Origin of the sequence: Pseudomonas taetrolens (genome assembly GCF_900475285.1) — a bacterium.
GTDB lineage: Bacteria > Pseudomonadota > Gammaproteobacteria > Pseudomonadales > Pseudomonadaceae > Aquipseudomonas > Aquipseudomonas taetrolens.
The window spans coordinates 3,273,803-3,287,621 of the sequence record NZ_LS483370.1 but is presented as its reverse complement, the minus strand read 5'-3'; the positions used below and the strand labels follow the sequence as shown (position 1 = coordinate 3,287,621).

General features: G+C 58.7%; 15 protein-coding genes and 1 pseudogene. 9 read left to right on the top strand and 7 right to left on the bottom strand.

Annotation, left to right across the window (positions count from 1 at the left end; all coding sequences use genetic code 11):
- The first annotated feature begins 55 nt into the window (after window positions 1-55).
- Complete coding sequence (locus tag DQN55_RS15165; protein WP_048382937.1) at window positions 56-1,105, top strand: AI-2E family transporter; 1,050 nt, start codon at window positions 56-58, stop codon at window positions 1,103-1,105.
- 92 nt (window positions 1,106-1,197) lie between these two features.
- On the opposite strand, the gene DQN55_RS15160 is transcribed toward DQN55_RS15165, so the two are convergent.
- From DQN55_RS15160 to DQN55_RS15145, 4 genes are all read right to left on the bottom strand, one after another.
- On the bottom strand, window positions 1,198-1,533 hold the full coding sequence (locus tag DQN55_RS15160) for a DUF2892 domain-containing protein (RefSeq protein WP_048382938.1): 336 nt from the start codon (window positions 1,531-1,533) through the stop codon (window positions 1,198-1,200).
- Between the two features lie 77 nt (window positions 1,534-1,610).
- Window positions 1,611-2,078, bottom strand: a complete 468-nt coding sequence (locus DQN55_RS15155; RefSeq protein ID WP_048382939.1) for an RNA methyltransferase — start codon at window positions 2,076-2,078, stop codon at window positions 1,611-1,613.
- 117 nt (window positions 2,079-2,195) lie between these two features.
- Entirely contained in the window at window positions 2,196-2,570 is a 375-nt protein-coding gene (locus DQN55_RS15150; protein WP_048382940.1) for a YajD family HNH nuclease, read from the bottom strand.
- A 53-nt stretch (window positions 2,571-2,623) separates the two neighbouring features.
- A complete protein-coding gene (locus tag DQN55_RS15145) occupies window positions 2,624-3,310 on the bottom strand; it encodes a spermidine synthase (protein WP_048382941.1) in 687 nt (228 codons plus the stop codon).
- An 82-nt stretch (window positions 3,311-3,392) separates the two neighbouring features.
- Here DQN55_RS15145 and DQN55_RS15140 point away from each other — a divergent pair, with 82 nt between their 5' ends.
- On the top strand, window positions 3,393-3,662 hold the full coding sequence (locus DQN55_RS15140; RefSeq protein ID WP_048382942.1) for a hypothetical protein: 270 nt from the start codon (window positions 3,393-3,395) through the stop codon (window positions 3,660-3,662).
- A 48-nt stretch (window positions 3,663-3,710) separates the two neighbouring features.
- On the opposite strand, the gene DQN55_RS15135 is transcribed toward DQN55_RS15140, so the two are convergent.
- Entirely contained in the window at window positions 3,711-5,756 is a 2,046-nt protein-coding gene (locus DQN55_RS15135; protein ID WP_048382943.1) for a S9 family peptidase, read from the bottom strand.
- Window positions 5,757-5,856: 100 nt separating this feature from the next.
- Between DQN55_RS15135 and DQN55_RS15130 the strand changes: the two genes are divergently transcribed.
- From DQN55_RS15130 to DQN55_RS15105, 6 genes are all read left to right on the top strand, one after another.
- Window positions 5,857-6,339: a hypothetical protein gene (locus tag DQN55_RS15130; RefSeq protein ID WP_048383216.1), complete on the top strand. Its 483-nt coding sequence runs from the start codon at window positions 5,857-5,859 to the stop codon at window positions 6,337-6,339.
- Window positions 6,340-6,373: 34 nt separating this feature from the next.
- Window positions 6,374-7,150: a class II glutamine amidotransferase gene (locus DQN55_RS15125; RefSeq protein WP_048382944.1), complete on the top strand. Its 777-nt coding sequence runs from the start codon at window positions 6,374-6,376 to the stop codon at window positions 7,148-7,150.
- A gap of 12 nt (window positions 7,151-7,162) precedes the next feature.
- A complete protein-coding gene (locus tag DQN55_RS15120) occupies window positions 7,163-7,696 on the top strand; it encodes a DUF2937 family protein (protein WP_048382945.1) in 534 nt (177 codons plus the stop codon).
- 154 nt (window positions 7,697-7,850) lie between these two features.
- On the top strand, window positions 7,851-8,603 hold the full coding sequence (locus tag DQN55_RS15115; RefSeq protein ID WP_048382946.1) for a 5-oxoprolinase subunit PxpA: 753 nt from the start codon (window positions 7,851-7,853) through the stop codon (window positions 8,601-8,603).
- A complete protein-coding gene (gene pxpB / locus DQN55_RS15110; RefSeq protein WP_048382947.1) occupies window positions 8,600-9,304 on the top strand; it encodes a 5-oxoprolinase subunit PxpB in 705 nt (234 codons plus the stop codon). The genes DQN55_RS15115 and pxpB overlap by 4 nt, the downstream gene beginning before the upstream one ends.
- Window positions 9,301-10,218, top strand: a complete 918-nt coding sequence (locus DQN55_RS15105) for a 5-oxoprolinase subunit C family protein (protein WP_048382948.1) — start codon at window positions 9,301-9,303, stop codon at window positions 10,216-10,218. Before pxpB ends, DQN55_RS15105 begins: the two co-directional genes overlap by 4 nt.
- Window positions 10,219-10,331: 113 nt before the next feature.
- On the opposite strand, the gene DQN55_RS15100 is transcribed toward DQN55_RS15105, so the two are convergent.
- Together DQN55_RS15100 and DQN55_RS15095 are read right to left on the bottom strand one after the other, a co-directional pair.
- The gene (locus DQN55_RS15100; protein ID WP_048382949.1) at window positions 10,332-11,510 is read right to left on the bottom strand and encodes a vWA domain-containing protein; all 1,179 of its coding nucleotides are present in this window, start codon (window positions 11,508-11,510) and stop codon (window positions 10,332-10,334) included.
- Between the two features lie 21 nt (window positions 11,511-11,531).
- Window positions 11,532-12,378: pseudogene (locus DQN55_RS15095) on the bottom strand (AAA family ATPase).
- Between the two features lie 206 nt (window positions 12,379-12,584).
- Here DQN55_RS15095 and cysK point away from each other — a divergent pair.
- Complete coding sequence (gene cysK, locus DQN55_RS15090; protein WP_048382951.1) at window positions 12,585-13,559, top strand: cysteine synthase A; 975 nt, start codon at window positions 12,585-12,587, stop codon at window positions 13,557-13,559.
- Window positions 13,560-13,819 lie beyond the last annotated feature (260 nt).

Sequence of the window (13,819 nt, the reverse complement as noted above, 5' to 3'; positions counted from 1 at the left end):
ACGGCTACACTCTGCGTAGCCGTTGTCTCTTTTTTGAACTCTCTGCGGAACACATATGCTCAATAACGATCGCCTGCTGGTGCAGATTCTGCTGCTGGTGTTGTTCGGTGCCAGTCTGTGGGTGATGGCACCCTTTTGGTCGGCGCTGTTCTGGGGGGCAGTACTCGCGTTTGCCAGTTGGCCCCTAATGCGGTTGCTGACGCGCGGGTTGAAAGGGCGTGAGTCGCTGGCTGCTGGCATTCTGACGCTAGGCTGGATGCTGCTGGTTGCCGGGCCGTTGGTGTGGCTGGGATTCAACCTGGCGGACCATGTGCGCGACGCAACGACTTTCGTCAAGGATGTGCAGCTCGAAGGCTTGCCCGAGGCCCCGACCTGGCTCGGCAGCATTCCGCTTATCGGCGAACGCCTGATCAGTATCTGGGACTCCATCGATGAGCAAGGGGCTGCCCTGATTCTGGCGGTCAAACCTTACCTGGGGCAGGTGGGCAACTGGCTGCTGGCGCGGAGTGCGCAGATCGGTGGCGGCATTCTTGAGTTAACGTTGAGTATCGTCTTTGTGTTCTTTTTCTATCGGGATGGCCCACGACTGGCGAATTTCGTGCATGGCCTGCTAGAGCGACTGATTGGCGATCGCGCTGATTATTATCAGGAACTGGTGGCGGGCACCGTGCAGCGGGTGGTCAACGGCGTGATTGGCACCGCAGCCGCGCAGGCGTTGTTGGCATTGATCGGCTTTTTGATCGCGGGCGTTCCCGGGGCGCTGGTGCTGGGGCTTGCGACGTTCCTGCTCAGCCTGATCCCGATGGGGCCACCCCTCATCTGGATCCCGGCGACTGCCTGGCTAGCCTGGAAAGGTGATTACGGGATGGCGGTCTTCCTCGGCATCTGGGGCACGCTGATCATCAGTGGTGTCGACAACGTGCTCAAACCTTACCTGATCAGCCGTGGTGGCAACCTGCCGTTGGTGATCGTTCTGCTCGGGGTATTCGGCGGTTTGATCGCCTTTGGTTTTATCGGCCTGTTTATCGGTCCCACTTTGCTCGCCATTGCGTACAGCCTGCTGGTGGACTGGAGCGCCAGCCAGCAGAACAAGAACAAGGCCTGAAGCTCGATAAGCGTGCAATTGCTAGCTAGCTAGCTAGCTGGCTGGCGCCGCGGGGGAGTCGCGCGCCAGCTGGCCTTTGTTCCCGGGCGGGCTTACTTCGCTTTCTGCGTTGCCTGCGCTTCGCTCACTTCCTTGAGTTTCAGCAATTCATCACCCGCACGTTCAATATCCGAGCGCAGGCTGTGCAATTGCTGGCGGCTTTGTTCAAGCATGCGCTTGGTTGAGCTGTACCCCGTGATTCCGCGCTTAAGCGCAATGGCGCCAATGCCAATCTGGATCAAGCCGATAAATCCGCCACGACGAATCCCTTTGCCCAGCATCACCACGCCACCCGCCAGGGAGCCGGCACGCTCCCAGCCTTGCACGTTTTGACAGGGCCGGTTTTCAACCGTGGACTCAATGCGCTCAACAGGATGTATTCCGCTCATGCTCAGTCTCCAATGGGATCGTCGATACAGAGCTGACTGTCGGCGGGGGCGTATCGTTCCATCGAATGACGGACGGCTCAGAACTTGGGACCGGACCGCGTGTTATTGCCTTTGGCCAGGCGGTCGTAAAGCACGACGTTGACCGTGGCGGCGAGGTTCATGCAGCCCGTGGTGGGGATGTAAATCACGTCTTCGCACCACTCCAGCACATCTTTGCCCAGTGAACCGTCTTCCGGGCCAAAGATATAGATCGCCCGATCAGGGTGGGTGTACTCAGGCAAGGAGCGTGCACCTTCGACCATCTCCACGGCGACCGGAATACAGCCCAGCGGGATGATTTTTTTCAAGTCGTCGATGCCGATGAGGGGAATGTCCTGATGGACTTTCTTGGTGTCGGTGACGAAATCGCGGGCGCGCTCATAGCGTTTTCCGGTATAGAACACTGACGCCACGCTGTAGCAACCAGCCGCACGCATCACCGAGCCGACGTTTTCCGGTGATTTGGGGTTATACAAACCAATGCAGCTGTACCGTTTGTTTGCCACGTGCCCGAGCCTTTCAGAAAAAAGACGCGAGTATACCGGCATTGGCAAGGTTTTTAAGGGCAGGGCGAAATTTGTGGCCGCTCACGCAAGACGGGCGCCAGCGGCCAAAGACAACGGTTAATCGTCTTTTTTCATCAGCCCGGCCAGCGCGGCAAACGGGTTGTGGGTGGCCTTGGCAACTTTCGGGCTGCTGGTGGAGCTGTCCGAAAAGTACTGTTGGTCGGTGTAGCGCGAGTGCTCGTTGTCGTGGCAGTACAAGCACAGCAACTCCCAGTTGGAGCCGTCCTGCGGATTGTTGTCGTGGTTATGGTCGCGGTGGTGAACCGTCAGTTCACTCAGGCGTTTGCCGGCAAACTCACGGGCACAGCGGCCGCACACGTGGGGGTACATTTTCAGGGCTTTGTCGCGGTAGCCCATTTCACGGTCGCGCTGGGCATCGGCCAGGATACGGTCCAGTTTGGCAGTGTGGGAGGGTGGGTTCGCTGAACTCATGGGTTCACCTTTCTAAGACAAATGACGGTTATGTCGTGAAGTTTAGCTGTTGATCAGCCTTTGATTTTTTCGGCAATCCAGATCGTATGCCGCGTGCCCTTATTGCCGTGGGCGAATACCTGCACTTCTTCGGCCTTGAAACCGGCCTTGCGCAGCTTGTCCGAAAACTGCTTGTCGGCACTTGCCGACCACACGGCCAGCACGCCTTTGGGGCGCAGGGCCTTGGCGCAGGCACTCAAGCCTCCAGCCGAGTAAAGCCAGCTATTGGCTTTTTGCGTCAGGCCCTCGGGGCCGTTGTCGACGTCGAGCATGATGGCGTCAAACCCACTGGGCTCGGCCTGCAGCACCTTGGCCACGTCTTCCATGCGGATGACGGTGCGAGGGTCTTGCAGCGGGTTGCCGGACTTCTCGCCCAGTGGGCCGCGGTTCCATTCCACAACGCCGGGCACCAGTTCGGCGACCACCACTTCGGCAGTCTTGCCCAAATGTTTGAGTGCAGAAGCCAGGGTAAACCCCATGCCCAGGCCGCCAATCAGCACTCGGGATTGCGGGCGTCCGGCGACTTTTCGGCAGGGGATTTCGGCCAGTGCATCTTCGGAACCGTGCATGCGGGTGTTCATCAACTGACCGCCGTCGCCGCCCTGAATCTTGATCACGAAGTCTTCGCCATACTCGAACAGGCACAAGGCACCGCCGTTTTCGGGGATTGGAGTGGTGTCGAGCAAAACAAAACGTTTCATGGATATCTCATAGAAAGGGGCAAAAACCGCAGGTTACGAGTAGCCTGAGGGCAGACAAGCCGGTCTGGCAACGGAGTGATAGATGAAACGTACTATTCTAACGGCCATTGTGTGGGGTGCGCTCATGATAAGTGCAGCCCGGGCAGCGGAGCTGGCTACGGTCCCGTCGGCTCCCGTGACGCCCGCACCGGGGTCGCCGGGCACCGCCACGCCAACCCCGTATCCGCAAATCACGCCGCGCATTGTGCCCCGACCGGCCGCCGGCAATGGCAGCCTGATTCCGCTGCCGCCAATCAACTTGCCGCAGCCGCCCAAAGACCAGCCGCTACCCGGGCTTGAACCCAAAGACTAATGATCTCTGCAGGAACCGAACAAGATTGGCTCCTGCCGCTCAGTCAGATCAGATCCCCAGCACCTTAAATACAAACGCATACTCCAGCGCCACGTCGCGCAAACCCTGGTAACGCCCGCTCATGCCACCATGACCGGCGTCCAGTTCGGTCTTGAGCAACAACAGATGATCATCGGTCTTGGTTGCACGCAGTTTGGCCACCCATTTGGCTGCTTCCCAATACTGCACACGACTGTCGTTGTACCCGGCAATGACCAGCAGAGCAGGGTACGCCTGGGCGGTGACGTTTTCATAAGGCGCATAGGCTTTGATTCGCGCATAAACCTCAGGCTCTTGCGGGTTGCCCCATTCGTCGTATTCGGTCACGGTCAGCGGCAGATCCGGGTCGAGCATGGTGTTGAGCACATCGACAAACGGCACCTCGGCAATCGCGGCCTTGAACAGCTCCGGACGTTGATTGAGCACCGCGCCAATCAGCAGGCCTCCCGCGCTGCCGCCACTGATCACCAGTTGCTCGGGACGGGTCAGGCCTTGTTTGATCAGGTGCTCGGCACAGGCGATGAAGTCGCTGAAGGTGTTGTGCTTGTGCTCCTGCTTTCCGGCGCGGTACCAGGCTTCGCCCAGTTCGCCACCGCCCCGCACGTGGGCAATGGCAAACGCGACGCCCCGCTCCAGCAGGCTGAGGCGGGCGTGGGAGAACCACGGGTCAAGACTTTCGCCATAGGCACCGTAACCGTACAAGTAGAGCGGCGTGGCTTTGCCCAGGGCATCGCGCTTGACCACCAGGCTGATCGGCACTTGGGTGCCATCGGGGGCCGTGGCCCACAGGCGCTGGCTGACGTAATCGTTTGCATCGAATGGCCCCAGCACCGGGGTTTCCTTGAGTACAGATTGCTCGCCGGAGGTCAGCGTCAATTGGCGGATCTGTGCCGGGCGATTCAGGGCTTCATAGCGCAGGCGAATGTACTTGCTGTCAAATTCCAGACTGTCTTGCACATAGAGGCTGTAGGCCGCGTCGGGCAGTTGAACCTGATACGGCGGCAACCCATCGGGACGGATTTCGATGATCGGCAGGCCGCCTTCACGCAGGCTCAGGCTCAAGGCATTCGCGTTCAGGCTCAACCCTTCGAGCATCACGTTATCGCGATGGGCGATCAGTCGCTGCCAATTGCTGCGTACCGGTACCTCATCCAAAGCGTAATACAGGGCGAAGTTGATACCGTCCTGATTGGTGCGGATAAACCAGGCCCATTGCCCTTCGAACAGACCGTGGTCGACGCTGTAATCGTGGCCTTCAACCCGTGGCGCCAGGCAGTTGAACGGCTGTTGCGGCTGCTCGGCATCCAGTACCCAGCTTTCACTGGTGGTTTTGCTGTTGAGCAACAGAATCAGCTGGCGCTCGGAGCTTGAGCGATAGCAATGCAGGAAAAATCGTCCGTCCGGCTCATGAAAAACTTCATGTGCCTCTGTCTCGCCCAGGGTATGACGCAACAGTTTGTGCGGGCGATGGGTATCGTCGAGCTCAGCGAAGAACAGCGTCTGGCTGTCATTGGCCCAGGTCATGCTGCCGTCGCAATTTTCATAAGGCAGCTCGCTGATCGCGTCGCTGCTCAATTCTTTGACGAACAGGCGGTAGGTTTCTTCGCCGCTGGTGTCCAGGCTGTAGGCCAAGCGCTGGTGGTCAGGGCTGATGCTGAAAGCCCCGAGTGAAATAAACCCGCCATCGGCCAGCGCGTTCGGGTCCAGCAGCAGGTGTTCAGCACTTTCATCGACCTGCTGGCTGTCATCCGCCGGGCGCGGGCAGCGATAGTGACGGGCGTATTCGTCCCCGGCATGGGTGCGCGTGTAGTACAGGTACGGCCCCCAGGGAGAGGGCAGAGACAAATCGGTTTCGCGAATACGGCCTTTGATTTCTTGAAACAGCGCTTCGCGCAATGCTGCCTGATCGGCCAGTTGCGCTTCCTGGTAGCTGTTTTCAGCGTTCAGGTAGTCCAAAACCTCTTTGCTGTCGCGATTCTGTAACCACGAATAGGGGTCGGAACCCTCGACCTTATGTGCGATAGGTGCGCTGTTTGCGTAGGCTGATTCGGTCATTAAGAGGTCTCTGAAACTCGCATGAAAGTAAATGGCGCGGACGGCGGTGCAGCCGCACTGCCGAAAAGCCGTTATCATAGCGTCTCATTGCCTGCCGACCATGGATACCATGACCGAGAACGACTATCTGATCGCCTGGGGCCTATATGCCTTTGCCGCTTTGGGCTGCCTGCTCGTATGGTGCCGCCTGACCCGATTTATGTGGCGTTGGTTGCGTGAGCCGCTGCGCATATTGATGGCGGTGTTGCTGTTCAGCCCGACCATCATTGATCCAGTGAAGGAAAAATTCGCCCCGGCCATCGCCATTACTGCGCTTGACCTGGCGTTCAAGGTAGGCAACAACGTCTGGCGTGCCGTCTCGGAGCTATTGATGTATGCCATTCTTGCCTTCTGCCTGTACGCGGTCTTTGCACTGATCCGCTGGTCAATCGAGCGAACCCGCAGGGCCACTGCCGCCGCGGCAGAACAGGCGCGCGACAGCGCTGAAGACGATCAGCCATTTGGCTCTGCCGGCAATGAGCGCTTCGGTCGTCCTGCTGCACGGGGTGCAACAGCACCTTCACGGGTTGAACCACGGTTGTAATTTGTTTCGTCAGCCTGAATGCGAGAGTCCGAGCGTGTGTGAATTATTGGGCATGAGCGCCAATGTCCCGACCGATATTGTGTTCAGTTTTACCGGGCTGATGCAGCGTGGCGGACGCACCGGTCCGCACCGCGACGGCTGGGGTATTGCCTTTTATGAAGGCCGTGGCCTGCGTCTGTTCCAGGACCCGGCTGCCAGCTGCGACTCTGAAGTCGCCCTGCTGGTGCAGCGTTACCCGATCAAAAGCGAAGTGGTGATTGGCCATATCCGTCAGGCCAACGTGGGCAAGGTGTGCCTGTCCAACACCCATCCCTTCGTTCGTGAACTGTGGGGCCGCAATTGGTGTTTCGCGCACAATGGCCAGTTGGCCGGCCTGTCGCCGAGCACCCGTTTTTACCGCCCGATTGGCGATACCGACAGCGAAGCCGCATTTTGTGATGTGCTCAACCGTGTGCGCGAAGCCTTCCCCGAACCGGTTGAAGTCGAACGGATCCTGCCGGTGCTGGTGGCGGCCTGCGCAGAATTCCGCAGTAAAGGCGTGTTTAACTGCTTGCTCAGTGATGGCGACTGGCTCTTTTGCTATTGCTCGACCAAGCTGGCGCACATTACCCGTCGTGCGCCGTTTGGTCCGGCTCGCTTGAAAGACGTCGATGTGATCGTCGACTTTCAGGCCGAAACCACGCCCAATGATGTGGTCACGGTCATCGCCACTGAGCCGCTGACTGAAAATGAAACCTGGACGCGCTATGAACCGGGTCAATGGAGCCTGTGGCGGCGCGGCGAATGCGTCAGCCAGGGCACAACCAAATAAGGATGGGCGTGTATGTTCTTGAGCTACCTGCGGTTGGTGTTGTTCACGTCAGGCCTGTTGATGGGTGTGCAAGTGCCGGGGTTTATCAATGACTACGCCAATCGTGTCGAAGCTCATCTGATCGAAGCGCAAACCGTACTGGCGGGTTTCCAGAACACCGCCAACCAGTTTTTCAAGGGCGATCTGCAAGCCCTGGTGGCGCATTATCAGGGCAGTGATGACCCGGTGTTTCGCAGCGATGCCAGTAGCCTGAGCACGATGCTTGGCCGTCAGCGTCTGCTCGACGAGCAGTTCCAGGCTATGCAGGGGCCGTGGTACATGCGTGCCTTGCAGGTGGCTTTCGCCGCGGACCCGGCCATGCGCCAGGAAACCCTGAATGCCTATACCTATCAGGTGCTGTTGTCGCCCGCCGCGATGGGGTGGGCCATGGCCGGTGCGCTGTTGTTTTCCTTCGTGATTGAAGGGCTCCTGCGCCTGATTGACTGGGTCGTGCTGGGGGGCAAGCGCCAGCGTGAACGCATTGCCCGCCGCGAGCGCAGCTACTAAGCCCCTTAGGGGCTGATGTTTCCAGCGCGGTCTTGTTAAGCAATCAACTTTTTCTTATCTCGGCGTCCGGCTTTTATTAGTTGGACGAACGGTGTGTGCCTGTCGAAAAATGCCGGCTCTCTAAACTATAAGAAAACACCACAAGAGCATCATCGTGAGCCGCCTGTTATTGAATTGCGACATAGGTGAGAGTTTCGGCAGCTGGACCATGGGCCTGGATGCCGAAGTGATGCCGTTTATCGATTGCGCCAACATAGCCTGCGGCTTTCACGCAGGCGACCCGAGCATCATGCGCAACACCGTGAAGCTGGCGCTGGCGCACAACGTGCGGATCGGGGCGCACCCTGCGTATCAGGATCTGGCCGGCTTTGGCCGCCGCTCGATGGCCTACTCGCCTCAGGAGCTGCAAGACCTGTTGCACTATCAGATCGGCGCCCTTGAGGGCATTTGCCGGGCTCAGGGCACGCGTGTCAGTTACGTCAAGCCCCATGGTGCGATGTACAACGACATGATGGCCAATCCCGCGCAGTTGCGGGCTGTGATTCAGGCCGTAGCGGCCTACGACGCGAGTTTGCCGCTGATGCTGATGGCCACCCGCGACAACAGTGCGGTTCAGGCGATAGGCGATGAGTATGGGCTCACGTTGTGGTTTGAGGCATTTGCCGATCGTGCCTACGACAACGCCGGGCGTTTGGTCTCACGTCAGTTGCCGGGTGCCGTGCATCACGAGGCCGATGTCATCGTGCAGCAGGCGCTGACTATTGCTGCCGGTAAACAGCTGGTTGCCAGCGACGGTAGCGCCTTGGTCTTGCAGGCCAATACCCTGTGTGTGCATGGTGACAACGCCAGTTCGGTGGCGGCGGTGCAGCGCATCCGCGAGGCCTTGAATCAGCAGATGCCGTCATGAAGCCGCGGATTGAAGTGGTGGCCATCGACTGCCTGATGCTGCGTCTGTTCGATGAAATTGCTGAAACCAACATGCCGTGGATGCTCGCCGCGAGCCAACGCCTGCGTGCCGGATTTGCCGATCAACTGATTGATCTGGTGCCGTCCTACACCACCCTGATGGTGCATTACGACGGGCTGGCGCTGAGCCCGGGCCAGGCCCGTGAATTGATCGCCCAGGCACTGACCGATCTTCAGCCCGACACGCAAAGCCGTGGCCAATGCCATGTGCTGCCGGTGTGGTACGACGTGAGCGTTGGCCCGGAACTCACCTTGTTGGCCAAGCGTACCGGCTGGTCGGTGAGTGAGGTTATTCGCCGTCACAGTGAGCATCACTATCAGGTGTTTGCACTGGGCTTTGCCCCGGGGTTTGCGTTCATGGGGCTGGTGGAAGAAGCCCTGGCGGCACCGCGTCTCGCGACACCGCGCAAACGGGTTGCCGCGGGAAGCGTCGGGATTGCCGAGCGCCAGACCGCGGCCTATCCAGCGCAATCGCCAGGTGGCTGGAACCTCATCGGACGTACTCCGAGTGCGCTGTTTGACCGTGAACGCGAGGGTTACAGCCTGATGCAACCCGGCGATAGCGTTCAGTTTGCCCCTGTCAGCCACGCTGAATTCATTAATCTGGGCGGCGACGACACGCCACAGGAGGCCCTGGCATGAGCGGTTTATTGATTCAGGCCAGCAACCCGATGTGCATGTTGCAAGATGCTGGCCGTTTCGGCGTCCGGCACCTGGGCGTTACCCAGGGCGGGGCTGCGGACTGGCTCTCAATGGCCTGGGCTAACTGGCTGTTGGGTAATTCGCCAGACGCGGCGGTTATCGAAATCACCTTGGGTGGCTTGACTCTGGTGGCGCAGGCCGATTGCAGCCTGGCCCTGGCCGGGGCTGATCTGGCAGCCACTGTCGATGGTCAGGCCCTTAAGCCCTGGCGCAGTTTTGTCCTGAAAAAAGGTCAGACGCTGGCATTCACGCAGCCGTTGCTCGGTGCACGGGCCTATTTGGCTGCGCCTGCTGGCTTTATCGCACCCCAGGTATTGGGCAGTTGTGCCACGGTGGTCCGTGAACAGCTTGGCGGTCCGGACGGTTTTGGTCGTGCGCTGGTTACCGGGGATGAGTTGACGTTTGCCGCTGCTTCCCGGCCGCTGCGTGAACTGGCACGGGACGCTATCCCGGGTTTCACGTCAAAACCCTGCCTGGACGTGGTATTGGGGGCGCAAATCGGAGCCTTCAGTGGACAAAGCACGTTTGATGCGTTCAACCAGCCATGGACCGTCGACAGCCGCGCCGATCGCATGGGGATTCGCTTGTTGGGGCCAAATCTGGTGTATCAGGGCGCGCCGCTGATTTCCGAAGGCATTCCGCTGGGCGCCATTCAGGTCCCCCCCGATGGCCAGCCGATCGTGTTGCTCAATGACCGCCAGACCATTGGTGGTTATCCGCGTCTTGGGGCCTTGACTCCATTGGCGCTGGCGCGTCTGGCGCAATGTTTGCCGGGGGAGGGCGTACACCTGCGGCCGACCACCCAGGATGCGGCGCAATGCCATCACGTCAGTTACATGCAACGCCTTGGCTAGAACCTCTGTCGGCGGGAGCTTGCCCGCGATCCAGTCAATGCGGTTTATCTGAAAAACCGCAGCGATCCAATCGCGAGCAAGCTCGACGCCTGCAGCTTCCGTTGTAACAAATGCTACTTGGCCAAATAGCGCATCGCTTCTTCCAGCCCTTCAAGCGTCAACGGGTACATGCGATCCTCGATCAAATCGCGGACGATGCCGGTTGAAGCGGTGTAATGCCAGGTGTCCTTGGGGTAAGGATTAATCCAGACAAGTTTTTTGTACTTCTCCATAAAGCGCTGCATCCACTTATACCCGGGCTCTTCGTTCCAGTGCTCGACACTGCCCCCGGCATGGGTGATCTCATACGGTCCCATTGACGCGTCACCGATGAAAATCACTTTGTAATCGGCCCCGTACTTGTGCAGCAGATCCTGGGTGGAGATACGTTCAACCTGGCGGCGCTGGTTGTTCTTCCACACCGACTCATAAACGAAGTTGTGGAAGTAGTAATACTCCAGGTGCTTGAACTCGGTTCTGCAGGCTGAAAACAACTCTTCGCAAATCTTGATATGGGCATCCATCGAACCACCGATGTCGAACAGCAACAACAGTTTGATGGTGTTGCGCCGTTCAGGCCGCATCTGAATATTCAACAGGCCTGCATCGCGGGCGGTGTGGTCGATGGTGCCATCGATGTCCAGTTCTTCTGCAGCGCCCTGACGCGCAAATTTGCGCAGGCGCCGCAGTGCCACCTTGATGTTGCGCGTGCCCAATTCGACCTGGTCGTCGAGATTCTTGTATTCGCGCTGCTCCCAGACCTTGGCAGCCTTGCCCTGACGCGCGCCGGCATCGCCCACGCGAATGCCTTCGGGGTGATAACCGCCTGAACCGAAGGGGCTGGTGCCGCCGGTGCCGATCCACTTGTTGCCGCCGGCGTGGCGTTCCTTTTGCTCTTCAAGGCGTTGTTTGAACGCCTCGATCAGTTTGTCCAGCCCGCCCAGAGACTGAAGCTGGGCCCGGTCCTCGTCGCTCAGCGAGCGCTCGAACTCCTTGCGCAACCAGTCGTCCGGAATCAAGGCCTCAAGGTGTTCATTCAGGTTTTGCAGGCCATTGAAGTACGCACCGAAGGCCCGGTCGAACTTGTCGAAATGGCGTTCGTCTTTCACCAGAATCGTACGCGCCAGGTAATAAAACTCGTCCATGTCGGCAAAAGTCACGCGGTGTTTCAGGGCGTTGATCAGGTCCAGTAACTCGCGTACCGAGACCGGCACCTTGGCTGCACGCATTTCATTGAACAGATTCAGCAACATGCTTATCGCCTTCTGGAAAAATCAGCGATTGCCGCGGCGGCTCATGAACGCCAGGCGCTCCAGCAACTGTACGTCCTGTTCGTTTTTCACCAGGGCACCTGCCAAGGGTGGAATGGCCTTGGTCGGATCACGCTCGCGCAATACGGCTTCGCCAATGTTGTCGGCCATCAGCAGCTTCAACCAGTCGACCAGTTCGGAGGTGGAAGGTTTTTTTCTTCAGGCCGGGCACTTTGCGCACATCGAAAAACACGTCCAGCGCTTCGCTGACCAGCGTTTGTTTAATGTTCGGGAAGTGCACGTCGACAATTTTTTGCAGCGTGGTGCGGTCCGGGAAGTTGATGTAATGGAAGAAGCAGCGGCGCAGGAACGCATCGGGCAGCTCTTTTTCGTTGTTAGAGGTAATGATGATGATCGGGCGAACCTTGGCCTTGATCGTTTCGTCGATTTCGTAAACGTAGAATTCCATCTTGTCGAGTTCTTGCAGCAGGTCATTCGGGAACTCGATGTCGGCCTTGTCGATTTCATCGATCAGCAGGATCACCCGCTGTTCGGCTTCGAAGGCTTCCCACAGCTTGCCTTTCTTCAGGTAGTTGCGCACATCGTGGACTTTATCGACACCCAGCTGCGAGTCGCGCAGGCGGCTGACCGCATCGTATTCGTACAAGCCTTGATGGGCCTTGGTGGTGGACTTGATGTGCCAGGTAATCAGTTTGCAACCAAAGGACTCGGCCAGTTGCTCGGCCAGCATGGTCTTGCCGGTACCGGGTTCGCCCTTGACCAGCAGCGGGCGTTCCAGGGTGATGGCTGCGTTGACCGCCAGCTTCAGGTCATCGGTGGCCACGTAGGCGCGGGTGCCTTCAAACTTCATCTGCAATTCCTCAAGCCATGACCCCGACCTGCAAGGCAGGGCGGGAAATGTTTAAACGGATGTCCGACTATAACGTGCTGCCTGTCTGGCGTGAACGCAGACGCGGTATTCAGTCTCTGAATGGCGCGTCACAGCATGACTGGACGCATGTGAGCACGAGGCCTACCCTTGAAGCCTTCCTAAACGGTGCATTAAGGACCCCCGCCATGAGCCGCATTTTTTCAGACAACGCGCACTCCATCGGTAACACGCCCCTGGTACAGATCAACCGTATCGCACCCCGTGGTGTGACTATTCTGGCCAAGATCGAAGGGCGTAACCCCGGGTACTCGGTGAAATGCCGGATTGGCGCCAACATGATCTGGGACGCCGAAAGCCGCGGGGTACTCAAGCCGGGCATGACCATTATCGAACCGACTTCGGGCAACACCGGTATCGGTCTGGCTTTTGTTGCCGCAGCGCGTGGTTACAAGCTGATGCTGACCATGCCGTCGTCCATGAGTATCGAGCGCCGCAAGGTGCTTAAGGCGCTGGGGGCCGAGCTGGTGTTGACCGAGCCGGCCAAAGGCATGAAAGGCGCCATCGACAAGGCGACTGAAATCCAGGCCAGCGATCCTGCGCAGTACTTTATGCCGCAGCAATTCGAAAACCCGGCCAACCCCGCGATTCACGAAAAAACCACCGGCCCGGAAATCTGGAACGATACCGATGGCGGCATCGATGTCCTGGTTTCGGGCGTTGGGACCGGCGGTACGATTACCGGTATTTCGCGTTATATCAAACAGACCCAGGGCAAGCCGATTCTGTCGGTGGCAGTAGAACCTGAAGGCTCGCCGGTGATTACCCAGGCCCTGGCGGGTCAGGAAATCAAGCCCGCACCGCACAAGATCCAGGGCATCGGCGCCGGATTTGTGCCGAAGAACCTTGATCTGTCGATGGTCGATAAAGTCGAACTGGTCAGCGACGAAGAGTCCAAGGCCATGGCCCTGCGTCTGATGCAGGAAGAAGGCATCCTGTGCGGGATCTCGTGCGGTGCGGCCATGGCCGTTGCTGTACGCATGGCCGAAACCCCGGAAATGCAAGGCAAGACCATAGTCGTGATACTGCCGGACTCGGGCGAGCGCTATCTGTCGAGCATGCTGTTCAGCGACATGTTCAGTGAGCAGGAGCTGCAGCAGTAATCACCCTGTAGATCCCGTAGCCGTTAACGGGTGGAGCATAGACCGACTCAGCTCCACTCGACGACTGCTGTGGGCAGTTACGTGATGTGCATCAAGCGGCTTCAGGTTTACGCATGCTAATTTTCGTTGTTACGTAATCCTTAACAATGAATGTTGGATCCGGCGGGTTTTGTCCCGGGCCGGTAGTGTTTATCATGGCCGGCTGCCATGTCGGGCTATTGGTACAGCACCGGCACGCGGCAAGAGGCCTATTTTCAAGG